Origin of the sequence: Marinimicrobium sp. C2-29 (assembly GCF_038419845.1) — a bacterium.
In the GTDB taxonomy this organism is placed as follows: Bacteria; Pseudomonadota; Gammaproteobacteria; order Pseudomonadales; family Cellvibrionaceae; genus Marinimicrobium.
Genome location: NZ_JBCAQT010000005.1, coordinates 89,023 through 103,060 on the forward strand (window position 1 = coordinate 89,023; position 14,038 = coordinate 103,060).

The window sequence follows — 14,038 nt, forward strand, 5'->3', positions numbered from 1 at the left end:
ATGGCCGAGCGTCCCGTCGTCCTCTTTCTGATGGGCCCCACCGCCTCGGGTAAAACCGGCCTGGCCATGGCGCTGCGCGAGCAATGGCCGGTGGAGCTGGTGAGTGTGGACTCCACCCTGGTGTACCGGGGTCTGGATATCGGCACGGCCAAACCCAGCGCAGAAGAGCTGGCCCGGGCGCCGCATCGGTTGATCGATATTCGCGATCCGGCCGAGCCCTACTCGGCGGCGGACTTTGTCGCCGATGCCGAGCGGGAAGTGGCCGACATCCATGCGGCCGGGCGCATCCCCCTGCTGGTGGGTGGCACCATGCTGTACTTCAAGGCCCTCCTCGAGGGGTTGGCTCCCATGCCTCCGGCCGACCCTGAAGTGCGCGCGCAGATCGAGCTCGAGGCGCAGAGTCACGGCTGGCCGCATATTCACACCCAGTTGGCCGCCGTGGATCCGGACACGGCCGCCCAGATCCATCCCAACCACTCCCAGCGCCTCTCCCGGGCTCTGGAGGTCTATCGGGTGAGCGGTAAAACCATGACCGAGCTGCGCCGGGCGCAGCGCCAGGAGTCCGGCCCGGGGTTTGCCGAGCGCTACCGGGTGACCCAGCTGGCAATGGCGCCGCGTGATCGCGGGGTCCTGCATGAGCGTATCAGTCTGAGATTCGACCAGATGCTGGAACAAGGGCTGGTGGAGGAGGTCAGAGTCCTGCGGGAGCGCGCCGATTTACACCCGGGTCTGCCCGCGATACGGGCGGTGGGCTACCGGCAGGTCTGGGACTATCTGGATGGCGGGGAGTCTGAAGTCGAGGCTATCTCCTGGAACGAGCTGCGCGAGCGGGGCAAGGCCGCCACCCGACAGCTCGCCAAGCGCCAGGTGACCTGGCTGCGCGGCTGGCCGGACCTGGAGTGGCTCTATACCCAGGATGAAGAGGGTAAAAACCGCCCAATCGAAGAAATTGTGAAGAATACCTTGAATTATATAGGTACTAAGACCATATAATAGCAGTGTGAGAATCCTAGTCAGTTTTTCATGCTTGTGGCCGTCCCCTTCTCCTGACTTTCTTTGGGGGGAGACTTAGGCGGGTAAATTTCTATTCCGATAAGGAGAATAACCATGTCAAAAGGGCATAGTTTACAAGACCCTTACCTGAACGTACTGCGTAAAGAGCGGGTGCCGGTGTCCATTTACTTGGTCAATGGTATCAAGCTGCAGGGTCAGGTTGAATCTTTCGACCAATTCGTGGTTCTGCTCAAGAACACCGTCAGTCAAATGGTGTACAAGCACGCGATTTCTACGGTCGTACCCTCTCGCGCCGTGCGCGTCCCTCTGCTCAACCCGGCGGAAGCCGAAGAGGGCGAGGAAACGCCGAGCGAGTAATTTTGCTCTGAGGTACATCTTTGTTTTTTGATCGTCCCGAATCCGGTGAGCTGGCGGTGCTGGTTCACCTGGAAATCGCACACGGCCAAGCGCCGGAAGACCCCCGAGAATTTGAAGAGTTGGCGCTTTCCGCCGGTGCCGATCCCGTCGCCTTGATTGGCGGTCAGCGGGCGGCGCCTCATGCCAAGTACTTTGTTGGTACCGGTAAACTGGAAGAGCTCCAGGCCGTTGTCAAAGAGCACGCGGCGGAGCTGGTGATCTTCAACCATACTCTCTCCCCCAGTCAGGAGCGCAACCTGGAGCGTGCTCTGGAATGCCGTGTGCTCGATCGCACCGGTCTGATTCTGGATATCTTTGCCCAGCGGGCGCGCACCTTTGAGGGCAAGCTGCAGGTGGAGCTGGCGCAGTTGCGCCACATGTCCACGCGCCTGGTGCGCGGCTGGACCCACCTGGAGCGGCAGAAGGGCGGTATCGGCCTGCGCGGCCCGGGTGAAACTCAGCTCGAAACCGACCGCCGGCTGTTGCGTACCCGGATCACCGCCATCGAGAAACGTCTGGCCAAGGTTCGCACCCAGCGCGACCAGGGGCGCCGCTCACGTCAGCGCGCCAATATCCCCACCGTCTCGCTGGTCGGTTATACCAACGCGGGAAAGTCCACCCTGTTCAATCACCTGACCAATGCCGAGGTGTATGTCAAAGACCAGCTGTTCGCCACGCTGGACCCGACCATGCGCCGGCTGGAAGTACCCGATGTGGGGGCCGTGATTTTCGCCGACACGGTGGGTTTTATCAGCCACTTGCCCCACAAGCTGGTACAGGCCTTCCGGGCAACGCTGGAAGAGGCGAGCAACTCCAGCCTGCTGCTGCACGTCATCGACGCGGCCGCCGATGAGCGCCTGCACAATATCGAACAGGTGGATGAGGTGCTGGCCGAGATCGGCGCCGGTGAGTTGCCCGAATTGCGCATCTTCAACAAGATTGATCTTCTGGGTATGGAGCCGCGTATTGATCGGGACGACAATGGTAAACCCATCGCCGTCTGGCTCTCGGCGCAAACCGGCGAAGGGCTGGAGCTGCTTCTGGAAGCGATATCCGACAGCCTGGGCCGGGAAATGGTCGCCGGACGTCTGCTGCTCGACCCCAGTCAGGGGCGGCTGCGGGCGAAACTCTATCAGCAGCAGGCGGTGGCCGATGAAAGCAGTCGAGATGATGGCTGTACCGAGCTGCAGCTGCGCCTCCCCAAAAGCGACCTGTTTCGCCTTTTGAGCGCCGAGGGCCTGCGATATGACCAACTCAATTGGGTGCCGGAAGGCAAATCGGGGCGAATTGCCTGTTAGTCGAGGGCGTGGCTTTGATAGAATCCCGCTTCTGGTATCAATGCGCCGGGCCAAGTTGCCCGGCGTGCACACCTGACCTATTTTTAGTCTGACCAACGGAGAACACGTATGGCCTGGAATGAACCGGGAGGCGGGGGCAAAGACCCCTGGGGTGGCGGCAGTGGCGGCCCACCCGATCTGGATGAAGCCTGGAAGAAGTTCCGCGACCGTCTCAATGGCCTGTTTGGCGGGTCCGGCGGCAGCAACAATGGCGGTAACGGTGGCTCGGCCAGCGTGTGGCCCTTCGTCGGCATCATTTTCGCGATTATCCTGGCGATCTACTTCGTTCTCGGCTTCTACGTGGTTGATGCCAAAGAGCGGGCAGTGGTCCTGCAGTTCGGTGCCTTCAAGAGTATCAAGGACGCCGGCCTGCGCTGGGATCCGCCCCTGATCACCAAGGTGTTCGTCGAGAACGTGACCGAGGAGCGGCAGTATCCCTCCCAGGGTCTGATGTTGACCCAGGACGAGAGCATCGTTGAGCTGCCCATCACCGTTCAGTACAACGTCAATGACGTTCGGGACTTTGTTCTGAATGTCCGCAATCCAGAAGCCAGCCTGCGCCAGGCCGCCGACAGTGCTCTGCGCCACGTGGTGGGCTCGAGCGAGCTGGATCAGGTGCTCTCCGGCGGTCGCCAGGCCATTGCTTCCGAAGTGAAGTCCCGCCTGCAGCAGTACCTGGACAGCTATGGCACCGGTATTCTGGTGCGTGAGATCAACATTCAGGAAGCCCGCCCACCCGAAGCGGTGCGCGATGCTTTCGATGATGTGATCAAGGCGCGCGAGAATCAGGAGCGTCTGAAGAACGAAGCCCAGGCCTACGCCAACTCGGTGATTCCGGAAGCCCGGGGTAATGCCCAGCGGATGATCGAAGAGGCGGAGGCCTATCGCGCGCGGGTCGTGGCGGAAGCCGAAGGTGAATCGCGTCGCTTCGAGCTGCTGATGGCCGAGTACAACAAAGCGCCCGAAGTGACCCGTCGGCGTCTGTATATCGATGCGGTCGAAGAGGTCATGACCAAAGCCAGCAAGGTGATGGTGGATGTCGAGGGCGGCAACAATATGATGTATCTGCCGCTGGACCGCCTGCAGCACTCCGGCAACGCGAGCGGTAGCACCAGCGGTGGTTCGCAAGGGGCCGGCTCGGGCGCGAACATGTCGCCGGAAATGCTCAGAGAAGTGACCGAGCGGGTGGGGCGTGAATTGAATCGCCGCGACGCCGGCACAAGACGGGGGGAGTTGCGCTAATGTCTTCCAACAAAAGCATGTTGGCTCTTGTCATCGTCGGCGTGGTACTGCTGCTCGGTGCGAATACGGTCTATATCGTCAATCAGTATGAGCGCGCGGTCGTGCTGCGTTTCGGTGCGCTGGTCAACGTCGATGTCGAGCCCGGCGTCCACTTCAAGTGGCCGTTCGCCGACAAGGTGCGCAAGTTCGATGGCCGGATCATGACCGCCGATGCGCGCCCGGAGAGTTTTTATACCGTGGAGAACAAGCGGTTGATTGTCGACTCTTACGCCAAGTGGCGTATCGAGGATGTTGAAGCCTACTACAAGGCCACCGGCGGTCAGGAGGAAGTCGCAGACGCCCGTCTGGCCTCTCGAATCGCCGATGGCCTGCGTAACCAGGTGGGCCGGCGCACCCTGCACGAAGTCGTTTCGGGCGAGCGGGACGCGCTGATGGAGGAACTCAGTAAGAGCCTCGACACGGCGGCGCGGGAATCTCTGGGGATTGAGGTGCTCGATATCCGGGTGATGCGCATCGACCTGCCCGAGGATGTCAGCCAGTCGGTGTTTGACCGCATGGCCGCCGACCGGGAGAAAGAGGCGCGCGAATACCGCGCCACCGGTCGCGAGCAGGCCGAAGTGATCCGGGCCGATGCGGACCGCCAGCGCACCGTGCTGATTGCCAGCGCCTATCGCGACTCAGAGTTGCTGCGTGGTGATGGCGACGCCCGGGCGGCGGCAATCTACGCCGAAGCCTTCGACCAGAACCCGGACTTCTATGCCTTCGTCCGCAGCCTTGAGGCGTATCGCAACTCCTTCTCCGGCAGCGAGGACCTGATGGTGGTTGACCCCTCCAGCGAATTCTTCCAGTACCTGAAGGATTCCGAGGGCTCGGATTCGGAATAGGCCCGATAGCTCACTGGGCGATGCAAAGAAATTGCCCGGTGAGCGACTTTGGGGCACCATTCCCCGGCAAAAAGTGCTAGAATTTCGCAGCCGGGCTACAGCGCCCGGTTTTTTGTGTCCGGTAAGGTCTGTAAGAGTCGCCATTTTGCCATCATAAAAGGTTCGCCATGTGGGAAGATCTGGCACGCGCCTTCTGCCTGATGCTGGTGATTGAAGGCATTATTCCTTTTCTGTACCCGAGCCGTTGGCGCCAGTTGGTGGCCAGCCTGGCGCTGGTGGATGACCGTCGGCTGCGTATCATGGGCCTGGCGAGTATGCTGATTGGCGTTGCTTTGCTGTATTTGCTGAAATAGACCGCCCGGAGCACTGAATCAAACAACTGTCCGAGTCCGTTATGACCTATGCTGACCGCTGGCTACTGCCCGACGGAGTAGAGGAAATCCTGCCCGCCGAGGCCGGAGCCATTGAACAAACGCGCCGCCGTTTGGTGGATATGTATACCACCTGGGGCTACGATCTGGTGATTCCGCCGCTGCTGGAGTACACCGACTCGCTGCTGATTGGCCTGGGGCGTGACGTGGATCTGCTCACCTTCAAGGTGACCGATCAGCTGACCGGCCGGACCCTCGGCATCCGTGCCGATATCACCCCGCAGACCGCACGCATGGACGCTCACAGCTTTACCCACCAGGGCGCCAACCGGTTGTGCTATGCCGGCCATGTGGTGCACGCCCGGCCCAAGAACCCCCTGGCGACCCGCACACCGATTCAGGCCGGCGTGGAGTTTTACGGTGAGCCGGGCAGCCGCGCGGATATCGAAGTGGTCTCGCTGCTGCTCGAATCGCTCAAACTGGCCGGCCTCCCGCAGCTGCATATCGACCTGGGTCATGTGGGCATCTACCGGGCACTGGCCGAGGCGGCCGAGCTGTCCCAGGAGCAGGAAGACAGCTTCTTCGAGCTGCTTCAGCGCAAAGCCGTGACCGAGATCCGGGCCTGGGTGGCCGCCAACCTCAAAGGCTCTGCTCTGGCGGACGTCTTTCTGGCGCTGCCCGGTCTGGCGGGTGACCGCCAGGTGCTGGAGCGCGCGCGCGAGTGCTTTACCCACTGCCCGGCGGCCGTGCTCGATGCGGTCGACCAGCTGGAGCGGGTGGCCGACACCGTCGCCCAGCGCTACCCGGAGGCCGAGCTCTATTTTGATCTGAGTGAGCTGCGCGGCTATCACTACCTGACCGGGCTGGTGTTCGCCGCCTTCGCGCCAGGCTACGGCAACCCCATTGCCAGCGGCGGGCGCTACGATCGTATTGGCGAAGTCTTCGGTCGCTCCCGTCCGGCCACCGGCTTTGCGGTGGATATCACCGCGCTGAGCAAACTGGGACTGCTGTCGCCGCCTTCCCAGCCCGGAATCTGGGTGACCGAATCCGGCGAACCGGAACAATGGCAAGCAATCCAGGCGCTGCGGGCCGAGGGCCACCGGGTCATCTGCGGGGCTTCCGGGACGCCTCCAAGCGAAGCCGGTTGCGACCGGCAGCTGGTGCGCGAGGCCGACCGCTATCAGGTTATTCCCCTGGCCTGAGTGCCGGGTGGACACATTCAATGCTTACCGACATGAGTTACAAGAACATGGGCAAGAACGTCGTGATATTGGGCACCCAGTGGGGTGACGAGGGCAAGGGCAAGATCGTCGATCTGCTGACTGACCAGGTGTCCCTGGTGGCCCGCTTTCAGGGCGGCCACAATGCGGGCCACACACTGGTGATTGATGGTGAAAAGACTGTCCTGCATCTGATTCCCTCGGGTGTGTTACGCGAGGGTGTCACCTGCCTGATCGGCAACGGGGTGGTGCTTTCGCCCGAGGCGCTGTTCAAAGAGATCGCCGAGCTGGAAGCCAAAGATGTGCCAGTGCGCAAGCGCCTGCGCCTCTCGCCCTCCTGTCCGTTGATTCTGCCCTACCATATTTCGCTGGACCAGGCGCGCGAAGCCGCCCGCGGCAATGCCAAAATCGGCACCACCGGGCGCGGCATTGGCCCGGCCTATGAAGACAAGGTGGCCCGTCGCGGTCTGCGCCTGGGCGATCTGCTGCACATGGACCGCTTTGCCCGCAAGCTCAAAGAGGTGATGGAGTACCATAACTTCATGCTCACCGAGTACTACGGTTTTGAGCCGGTGGATTATCAACAGGTGCTCGACACCTGTGTTGCCTGGGCCGAAGAGCTCAAGCCGATGATCGGCGATGTCACTACCGCGCTGCACGAGGCCCGGGAGCGGGGCGAGGGCATTCTGTTCGAGGGCGCCCAGGGCTCGCTGCTGGATATCGATCACGGCACCTATCCGTTTGTCACTTCATCGAACACCACCGCTGGTGGGGCGGCAACCGGCTCCGGTTTCGGCCCCATGTATCTGGACTATGTGCTGGGTATTACCAAGGCGTACACCACGCGCGTGGGCTCCGGTCCGTTCCCCACGGAGCTCGATTGCGCTGTGGGCGAGCATCTGGGTGTGAAGGGCAATGAGTTTGGTGCGACTACGGGTCGCAAGCGTCGCTGCGGCTGGTTCGACAGTGTGGCGATGCGCCATGTGAACCGCATCAACAGTGTGACCGGAATCTGCCTGACCAAGCTGGATGTTCTGGATGGTCTGGAGACGGTGAAAATCTGCGTGGGCTATAACGATGCCGACGGTAATCCGATGGGCATTCCGTGCGATGCGGAGGGCTGGGAGTCGGTTCAGCCGGTGTACGAAGAGCTGCCGGGCTGGCAGGAGTCGACGTTCGGAGCCAAGTCTCTGGATGAGCTGCCGGAGAATGCCCGCGCCTATATCCGTCGCCTTGAAGAGTTGCTGGATACGCCGGTGGATATCATCTCAACCGGCCCGGACCGCATCGAAACCATCGTTCTGCGGCATCCTTTCTCCGCTTAACTTACTAAGTTGCTGGACCATTGTAGCTTTGTAGATGGTCCGGCTTCGTAGCTTGGTCCGGCCTCGCTATCAGGTAGGCTTTTTCGGAAACGCGGTGAATACATCCATGTAGCTCCTGCTCTTCATCCCTGAAGAGAAGGTTCCGAAAAAGCCTACCTGACATCAAGCCCTCCGAGGTAGATTTACGGTTTTTGCTACGTAGCACTTCAGTTCTCGATTGCCTCGGAGGACTCGGTGCTGGGGAACCTTTTCTCAAACCTTCTCTTCAGGGATGAAGAGCAGGAGCTCCAGGGATGGATTTATCGCGTTTTGAGAAAAGGTTACCCAGTGGCGAGGCCGGACGCTCTACCTCGCTGCAACAAGAAATCACGCACCAACCAACCTGATAGCGAGCTCGGGCTATCTACAGGGCTCCAGCAAAAAGAGTCCTACTTGTTCTGATCCTGCAAAATCCGCTGCTTCTGGCGATTCCAATCCCGAGCTTTCTCGGTTTCGCGCTTATCGTGTAACTGCTTACCCTTGCCCAGTGCGATCTTGCACTTGACCATATGCTTCTTCCAATAGAGTCCGGTTGCCACCACCGTGTAGCCCTTCTGCTCCGCGGCCGCCTGTAGCTTGGCAATCTCCTTGCGCTTCAGTAGCAGCTTGCGCGTGCGCGTCGGGTCCGTCACAAAATGCGTCGAAGCGGTCGGCAAAGGCGTAATGTGCGAGCCCAACAGAAAAGCCTCGCCGTTTTTGAAGATCACATAAGTATCCGTCAGCTGCACCTTGCCCTCGCGCAGACTCTTGACCTCCCAGCCCAGCAATACCAGGCCGGCCTCCATATGATCCTGAAGAGCAAAATCAAATTTTGCTTTCTTGTTCAGGGCAATAGTGTTGCCGCTGGGCTTGGTGCCCTTCTTCTTACCCATGAATGCCTTTCCGTTCCAGAACGTGAATGCGTGAATGTGCGGTCGGCATTATATCGGCTCAAGCGCCGCTCTGTCTGCAACCGTGCGGCCCACTCGGAGGGTACTACCCTGCACTTTGGCCGCATTTGCCGTTACAATGCCGCCTTTGTGCCAAAAAAACCTCGTGGAGTGAAAAGGTGGAACGCATAAAACAACACGCCATCTGGGGCCACAGAGGCACCTTTGTGCTCGCGGCGACCGGTTCGGCCGTCGGGCTGGGCAATATCTGGAAGTTTCCCTACATCGCCGGCGAAAATGGCGGCGGCGCCTTCGTGCTCATGTACCTGGTGTTCATCGCCCTGATCGGGGTGCCGGTCATGATTGCCGAGGTATTGCTGGGGCGTCACGGGCGGGCCAACCCCATTCACGCCGTGGGCAAAATGGTCCGCCAGAGCGGCGCCTCCCGCTTCTGGAGTGCCATCGGCTGGAGTGGGGTGCTGGCCGCCTTTCTGATCCTGTCGTTTTACAGTGTGGTGGCCGGCTGGGCGCTGGATTACGTCAGCACCGCCGCCCGGGGTGGTTTCGGCGGCTGGGACGGGGCCTCGGCCGGCGCCGCCTTTGACGCACTGCTGGCGGACCCCTGGCGGTTGATGTTCTGGCAGACCCTGTTTATCGGCCTGACCGTGGTGGTGGTGGCATTCGGGGTGACCAAAGGCCTGGAAACCGCTGTGCGCCTGCTGATGCCGCTGTTGTTTGTGTTGCTGCTGCTCCTATTGGCCTATGCTGCGGTGGCGGGGGAGTTTGTCCGGGGGCTGGCGTTCATGTTCAGCTTCAATCCGGCCGACCTGTCCTGGAAGGCCGCCTCGGTGGCCATGGGGCATGCGTTTTTTACCCTGAGTCTGGCCATGGGCGCCATCATGGCGTACGGCTCTTACATGCCGGGCAAGGCGTCCATCGGCAAGATGGTGCTGACAGTGGCGGTGCTGGATACGCTGGTGGCGCTGGTGGCAGGGCTGGCCATGTTTCCCATCGTGTTTGCCACGCCCGGCATCACGGCGGGCGAGGGGCCGGGGCTGATGTTTGTCAGCCTGCCGGTGGCCTTTGGTAATATGCCCGCCGGTGCGTTGTTCGGGGTCGCATTTTTTGTGTTGGTGACCCTGGCGGCCTGGAGCTCGACCATTTCGTTGCTGGAGCCCTGCGTGGCCTATGTGACTGAGCGGTTCGGGATCAAACGCCTGACCGCCAATGGATTGATCGCCGGCAGCGCCTGGTTGCTGGGTCTGGGGTCAGTCCTGTCGTTCAATGCCTGGGCGGACGTTTCCTGGTTGCTGGGCATGAACATTTTCGACTTTCTGGACTTCTTTACCCAGCGGGTCATGTTGCCCCTCGGTGGCCTGCTCATGGCGCTGTTTGTGGGCTGGGTCGCGCGTCGCGACCTACTGCAGCACGAGCTGAAAGTCGAGGGCGGAGTGCTGTTCGGCAGCTGGCTCTGGCTGCTTCGAATCGTTTGTCCGGTCGCTCTGCTGGCGATTCTGCTGGCCGGTGTCTGGGCCCAATTTGCTTCTTGATGTCTTTGGAGAATCGTTTTTGACTCATCGTGTGGAACGCTCGGCGCTGGTCGATTATTCGGACCGGCAAATGTTTGATCTGGTCAATGATATTGAGGCCTATCCGGAGTACATGAGCGACTGTGTCGGCGCTCAGGTGCTCCGGCGGGGCGATGACTGGCTCGAGGCGCGCCTGGAGCTGCAGAAGGCGGGGGTCAGCCAGAGCTTCGTGACCTACAACAGGCTGGAGCCTCCGCACCGGATGACCATGAGTCTGGTGGATGGGCCCTTTTCCCACCTGGAGGGCTGCTGGTCGTTCGAGCCGATCAACGACAACGCCTGCCGGGTGAGCCTGGAGCTTGAGTTCGAGATGCGCAACCGGCTCCTGGGCATGGCCGTGGGCAAGTTTTTTGAGTCGGCGGCCAGTCACCAGGTGGACGCGCTCTGTGCGCGTGCGCGCCAGATGTACGGGGTTTAGAACAATCGACGCTGTCAATTGACAGTGTGAGCAGGTACAGGAACCGAGGTAAGGTATGGCGGATGGCGATCTGATTACCGTGGAAGTGGCGTTTGCGCTTCCGGACAAGCAAAGAATCATCGAACTATTGGTGGAGCCGGGTACGACGGCTTATCAGGCCGCCGAGCGCTCCGGTATTGTCAAAGTTTTCCCGGAAATCGATCTGGACAATGCGAAGATGGGGATTTTTGGTCAGGCGCTGGGCACCAAGGGGCTCAAACCACCGAAGGAGCACGAGTTGCAGCCGGGCGATCGGGTGGAAATCTACCGCCCACTGACGGCCGATCCGAAAGAGGTGAGGCGCAAGCGCGCCCAGAAAAAGAAAGACAGCGAGGCGGCGGGCAAGGCTGAGTGACCATCGTCCCGGAGGAAACTGTCCGGGGCGGGTAGCTCTTGAGGGTTAAATCGGGTCGTTGGGCCCTGAGCCGGGCACATCGGCGCCCGGGGTGCCCGCGCCGGGCGACGGATTCCGGTTGGGGGCGGGGTCGGACGAGGAGTCCGGCTCGGCTCCCGAATCGGGCAGCGGGTCGATCCCTTCGATATTCGAGGGCACCAGGGGCGCGTCCTCACCGTCTGACTCGCCATCATCATCCGAGCGTACCGCACTGCCCTCGTAGCGGGTCATGGCATCGCCGTCGAAGTAGACCGTCAGGTGGCGCTTGCGCAGGGAGTTATCGCCGCGACGCAGGCCATAGTAGTAGTCCCAGCGGTCCTGCTTGAACCCATCCTCAAGCAGCGGAGTCCCCAGAACATAGCGCACCTGACGCTTGGTCATGCCCGGCTCGAGTTGGTCGATCATCTCCTGGGTGATAATGTGCCCCTGCTGAACATAGATTTTATGCACGCCGGGGAACTGGAAATAGGAGCAACCCATCAGGCTGGCGAAAACGATGGCGACCAGTGAGAGTTTGCTGGCTATTTTCATACTAGGGCTTCCACTTGGCAAAATGAACGGGGATAATACCCGATTGACGCGAACACTGAGAAGGGTTTGGGGGATAAATGGCCGAAGAAAACCAGGAATTGCGCAAGGCAGGGCTGAAGGTGACGCTGCCGCGCGTGAAAATCTTGCAGATGCTCGAATCGTCCGAGCAGCACCATATGAGCGCTGAGGATGTGTACAAAGCGCTGATGGAGGCCGGGGACGATGTCGGTCTGGCGACCGTGTACCGTGTTCTGACGCAATTTGAAAGTGCCGGTCTGGTGGAGCGCCACAATTTTGATGGTGGTCACTCGGTGTTTGAGGTCGCTCGTGGCGAACACCACGATCATATGGTGTGTATGGACTCGGGTGAGGTCATCGAGTTCCACAATGAAGAGATTGAGAAGCTCCAGAAGCAGATCGCCGAGCAGCATGGGTATGAGCTGCTGGACCACAGCCTGGTGCTCTACGTTAAGCCCAAGAAAAACTGATTTCAGGCAGTGACCTCGCCACTGGCCCGGGGCAGGGCTCGGCTCCCGGGCTAGTCGGTGGCGGCGGTCACCATTTCCCGCGCGTGCGCCAGTGACTGCTCGGTCACGCTCATTCCGCCCAGCATCCGGGCAATTTCCTCGACTTTTTCCTCTCCGCTCAATGCCACCAGCGTGGATTCGGCGCTCTGCTTTTTGGCCGTTTTGGTCACCTGCAGGTGCTGATGTCCCTTGCTGGCCACCTGTGCCAGGTGGGTGACACAGATGACCTGACCGCCGCTACCCAGTTGGCGCAGCAGCCGCCCGACCACATCGCCGGTGGCGCCACCGATGCCCACATCCACTTCATCGAACACCAGCGTCGGGATGGCTGAGGTACGGGCGGTGACCACCTGGATGGCCAGGCTTACGCGGGAGAGTTCACCCCCCGAGGCGACTTTACTCAGGGCGCGTGCCGGCTGGCCCGGGTTGGTGCTGATGATGAACTCCACTTCCTCCTGCCCGTGGGGGCCGGGGCGGTCTTTCAGGCTGGCCAGGCTGACTTCCAGGTTGGCGTTGGGCATGGACAGCTCGTGTAGTTGCCGGTTGACAGCTTTGGCCAGCTTGGTGCCAGCGCTCTTGCGCGCCTTCGACAGCGCCTCGGCCTCTTTCCGGTAGTCGGCTTCGGCGGCCTGCGCCTGCTGTTCCAGCGCTTCCAGCCGCTCGTCGCCGCCCTGGAGTTGCGCCAGCTCCTCGCTCAGCGTGCGGAACAGTTCCGGCAGCTGCTCGGGGCCGATGCGATGTTTGCGCGCCACCTCATAGACGGCGCTCAGGCGCTCCTCCACTTCCCGCAGGCGTTCCGGGTCCAGATTGAAGCCGTCAATGTGGTGGTCTACCTCCCGCTGGGCTTCCTCCACCTGGATCTGGGCACTGGTGAGCAGCTGCTCGGCCTCCTCCAGGGCGCCGGTTTTCTCCGGCAGGTCGCGCAGCAGGTGCAGGGCCCGGTGGAGCATCACGCTCAGTCCCTGGTCATCGTCACCGCACAGGGCGGCCAGCTCGTGGCTGGAGCGCAGGATCTCCTCGGCGTTGGCCAGGCGGCGCTGCTCGGATTCCAGCTCATCCAGCTCCCCCTCGCCCAGATTCAGCTGTTCCAGCTCCTGCACCTGATAGCTCAGCAGCTGATAGCGGGCGGTGATTTCCTCGGCATTGTCCCGGTGCCGGACAAACTCCTCGTGGCATTGCTGCCAGTGCCGGAAGTGCTGGCGCACCTTGGCGGCCAGCTCGATCTGGCCGGCGAACTCATCGAGCAGGCGTCGGTGGGTGTCGCGCCGCAGCAGTGACTGGTGCTCATGCTGACTGTGGATATCGATCAGCATTTCGCCCAGGGCGCGCAGTTGCTGCAGGGTGACCGGTCGACCATTGATGAAGGCTTTGGAGCGCCCCTCGGCGGTGATCACCCGGCGCAGCAGGCACTCCTCGGGCTCTTCCTCCTGCAACAGCTCCTGCTGTTCCAGCCACTGCCGGGCCGCGGCGATCCGCTGGATATCGAAGCTGGCGTGTATATCGGCGCGCTTGGCGCCGGCCCGCACCCGCTGACCGTCCGCCCGGTCTCCCAGGGTCTGCCCGAGCGCATCCAGAACAATGGATTTACCCGCGCCGGTTTCGCCGGTAATGGCGGTCATGCCGGGCCTGAGGTCCAGGTCCAGGTGGTCCACCAGAGTGAAGTTACTGATACTGAGGTGCGTGAGCATAGTGGCCCTCACAAAGCGAGAGAGTGATTAGATCTGTGTTTTTATACAGTAAAATCGGGGTTTCGGCTACCCCGCCACGCGGAATTTTTGACCCGGGCGCCGGGTCGCCCTTGAATCCCCGTTGGCGAGCCCCATATAGGAGGCACTAACGTATT

General features: G+C 61.2%; 15 protein-coding genes. 12 read left to right on the forward strand and 3 right to left on the reverse strand.

Annotated features, from left to right (window positions below):
* The 8 genes from miaA (at position 1) to AAE484_RS06440 (ending at position 7,789) form a co-directional block, all read left to right on the forward strand.
* A complete protein-coding gene (gene miaA / locus AAE484_RS06405) occupies positions 1-993 on the forward strand; it encodes a tRNA (adenosine(37)-N6)-dimethylallyltransferase MiaA (RefSeq protein ID WP_341937527.1) in 993 nt (330 codons plus the stop codon).
* Positions 994-1,107: 114 nt separating this feature from the next.
* The gene (gene hfq / locus AAE484_RS06410) at positions 1,108-1,371 is read left to right on the forward strand and encodes an RNA chaperone Hfq (protein ID WP_341937528.1); all 264 of its coding nucleotides are present in this window, start codon (positions 1,108-1,110) and stop codon (positions 1,369-1,371) included.
* A 20-nt stretch (positions 1,372-1,391) separates the two neighbouring features.
* Positions 1,392-2,708 (forward strand): ribosome rescue GTPase HflX, encoded by a 1,317-nt coding sequence (hflX, locus tag AAE484_RS06415; protein WP_341937529.1) that lies wholly within the window; start codon positions 1,392-1,394, stop codon positions 2,706-2,708.
* A gap of 108 nt (positions 2,709-2,816) precedes the next feature.
* Entirely contained in the window at positions 2,817-3,989 is a 1,173-nt protein-coding gene (gene hflK / locus AAE484_RS06420) for an FtsH protease activity modulator HflK (protein ID WP_341937530.1), read from the forward strand.
* Positions 3,989-4,873 (forward strand): protease modulator HflC, encoded by an 885-nt coding sequence (hflC, locus tag AAE484_RS06425; protein WP_341937531.1) that lies wholly within the window; start codon positions 3,989-3,991, stop codon positions 4,871-4,873. The genes hflK and hflC overlap by 1 nt, the downstream gene beginning before the upstream one ends.
* A gap of 167 nt (positions 4,874-5,040) precedes the next feature.
* Positions 5,041-5,226, forward strand: coding sequence for a DUF2065 domain-containing protein (locus AAE484_RS06430; protein WP_341937532.1), 186 nt, complete (start codon positions 5,041-5,043; stop codon positions 5,224-5,226).
* A 41-nt stretch (positions 5,227-5,267) separates the two neighbouring features.
* Positions 5,268-6,446 carry an ATP phosphoribosyltransferase regulatory subunit gene (locus AAE484_RS06435; RefSeq protein ID WP_341937533.1) on the forward strand — a complete coding sequence of 393 codons (1,179 nt, stop codon included), beginning with the start codon at positions 5,268-5,270 and terminating at the stop codon, positions 6,444-6,446.
* Between the two features lie 47 nt (positions 6,447-6,493).
* A complete protein-coding gene (locus AAE484_RS06440) occupies positions 6,494-7,789 on the forward strand; it encodes an adenylosuccinate synthase (RefSeq protein ID WP_341937680.1) in 1,296 nt (431 codons plus the stop codon).
* Between the two features lie 428 nt (positions 7,790-8,217).
* On the opposite strand, the gene smpB is transcribed toward AAE484_RS06440, so the two are convergent.
* The gene (gene smpB / locus AAE484_RS06445) at positions 8,218-8,700 is read right to left on the reverse strand and encodes an SsrA-binding protein SmpB (protein ID WP_341937534.1); all 483 of its coding nucleotides are present in this window, start codon (positions 8,698-8,700) and stop codon (positions 8,218-8,220) included.
* A gap of 176 nt (positions 8,701-8,876) precedes the next feature.
* On the opposite strand from smpB, the gene AAE484_RS06450 reads away from it, so the two are divergent.
* Genes AAE484_RS06450 through AAE484_RS06460 form a run of 3 tightly spaced genes read left to right on the forward strand, consistent with a single transcriptional unit; the run spans position 8,877 to position 11,098 of the window.
* Complete coding sequence (locus AAE484_RS06450) at positions 8,877-10,247, forward strand: sodium-dependent transporter (RefSeq protein ID WP_341937535.1); 1,371 nt, start codon at positions 8,877-8,879, stop codon at positions 10,245-10,247.
* Between the two features lie 19 nt (positions 10,248-10,266).
* Positions 10,267-10,704 (forward strand): type II toxin-antitoxin system RatA family toxin, encoded by a 438-nt coding sequence (locus AAE484_RS06455; RefSeq protein WP_341937536.1) that lies wholly within the window; start codon positions 10,267-10,269, stop codon positions 10,702-10,704.
* Between the two features lie 55 nt (positions 10,705-10,759).
* Positions 10,760-11,098: an RnfH family protein gene (locus tag AAE484_RS06460; RefSeq protein ID WP_341937538.1), complete on the forward strand. Its 339-nt coding sequence runs from the start codon at positions 10,760-10,762 to the stop codon at positions 11,096-11,098.
* Positions 11,099-11,143: 45 nt separating this feature from the next.
* Here AAE484_RS06460 and AAE484_RS06465 read toward each other — a convergent pair whose 3' ends face one another.
* Complete coding sequence (locus AAE484_RS06465) at positions 11,144-11,668, reverse strand: outer membrane protein assembly factor BamE (RefSeq protein ID WP_341937539.1); 525 nt, start codon at positions 11,666-11,668, stop codon at positions 11,144-11,146.
* Positions 11,669-11,745: 77 nt separating this feature from the next.
* On the opposite strand from AAE484_RS06465, the gene fur reads away from it, so the two are divergent.
* Entirely contained in the window at positions 11,746-12,156 is a 411-nt protein-coding gene (fur, locus tag AAE484_RS06470) for a ferric iron uptake transcriptional regulator (RefSeq protein WP_341937540.1), read from the forward strand.
* Between the two features lie 50 nt (positions 12,157-12,206).
* Here fur and recN read toward each other — a convergent pair whose 3' ends face one another.
* On the reverse strand, positions 12,207-13,883 hold the full coding sequence (gene recN, locus AAE484_RS06475; RefSeq protein ID WP_341937541.1) for a DNA repair protein RecN: 1,677 nt from the start codon (positions 13,881-13,883) through the stop codon (positions 12,207-12,209).
* Between the last annotated feature and the right edge of the window lie 155 nt (positions 13,884-14,038).

What these genes read in the sequence shown, in the direction of transcription:
- AAE484_RS06430 (WP_341937532.1), top strand. Translation starts at nt 5,041, where the DNA reads ATGTGGGAAGATCTGGCACGCGCCTTCTGCCTGATGCTGGTGATTGAA.
- AAE484_RS06465 (WP_341937539.1), bottom strand. Translation starts at nt 11,668, where the DNA reads ATGAAAATAGCCAGCAAACTCTCACTGGTCGCCATCGTTTTCGCCAGC.
- fur (WP_341937540.1), top strand. Translation starts at nt 11,746, where the DNA reads ATGGCCGAAGAAAACCAGGAATTGCGCAAGGCAGGGCTGAAGGTGACG.
- hflK (WP_341937530.1), top strand. Translation starts at nt 2,817, where the DNA reads ATGGCCTGGAATGAACCGGGAGGCGGGGGCAAAGACCCCTGGGGTGGC.
- AAE484_RS06460 (WP_341937538.1), top strand. Translation starts at nt 10,760, where the DNA reads ATGGCGGATGGCGATCTGATTACCGTGGAAGTGGCGTTTGCGCTTCCG.
- recN (WP_341937541.1), bottom strand. Translation starts at nt 13,883, where the DNA reads ATGCTCACGCACCTCAGTATCAGTAACTTCACTCTGGTGGACCACCTG.
- hflC (WP_341937531.1), top strand. Translation starts at nt 3,989, where the DNA reads ATGTCTTCCAACAAAAGCATGTTGGCTCTTGTCATCGTCGGCGTGGTA.
- smpB (WP_341937534.1), bottom strand. Translation starts at nt 8,700, where the DNA reads ATGGGTAAGAAGAAGGGCACCAAGCCCAGCGGCAACACTATTGCCCTG.
- AAE484_RS06435 (WP_341937533.1), top strand. Translation starts at nt 5,268, where the DNA reads ATGACCTATGCTGACCGCTGGCTACTGCCCGACGGAGTAGAGGAAATC.
- AAE484_RS06440 (WP_341937680.1), top strand. Translation starts at nt 6,494, where the DNA reads ATGGGCAAGAACGTCGTGATATTGGGCACCCAGTGGGGTGACGAGGGC.
- hfq (WP_341937528.1), top strand. Translation starts at nt 1,108, where the DNA reads ATGTCAAAAGGGCATAGTTTACAAGACCCTTACCTGAACGTACTGCGT.
- miaA (WP_341937527.1), top strand. Translation starts at nt 1, where the DNA reads ATGGCCGAGCGTCCCGTCGTCCTCTTTCTGATGGGCCCCACCGCCTCG.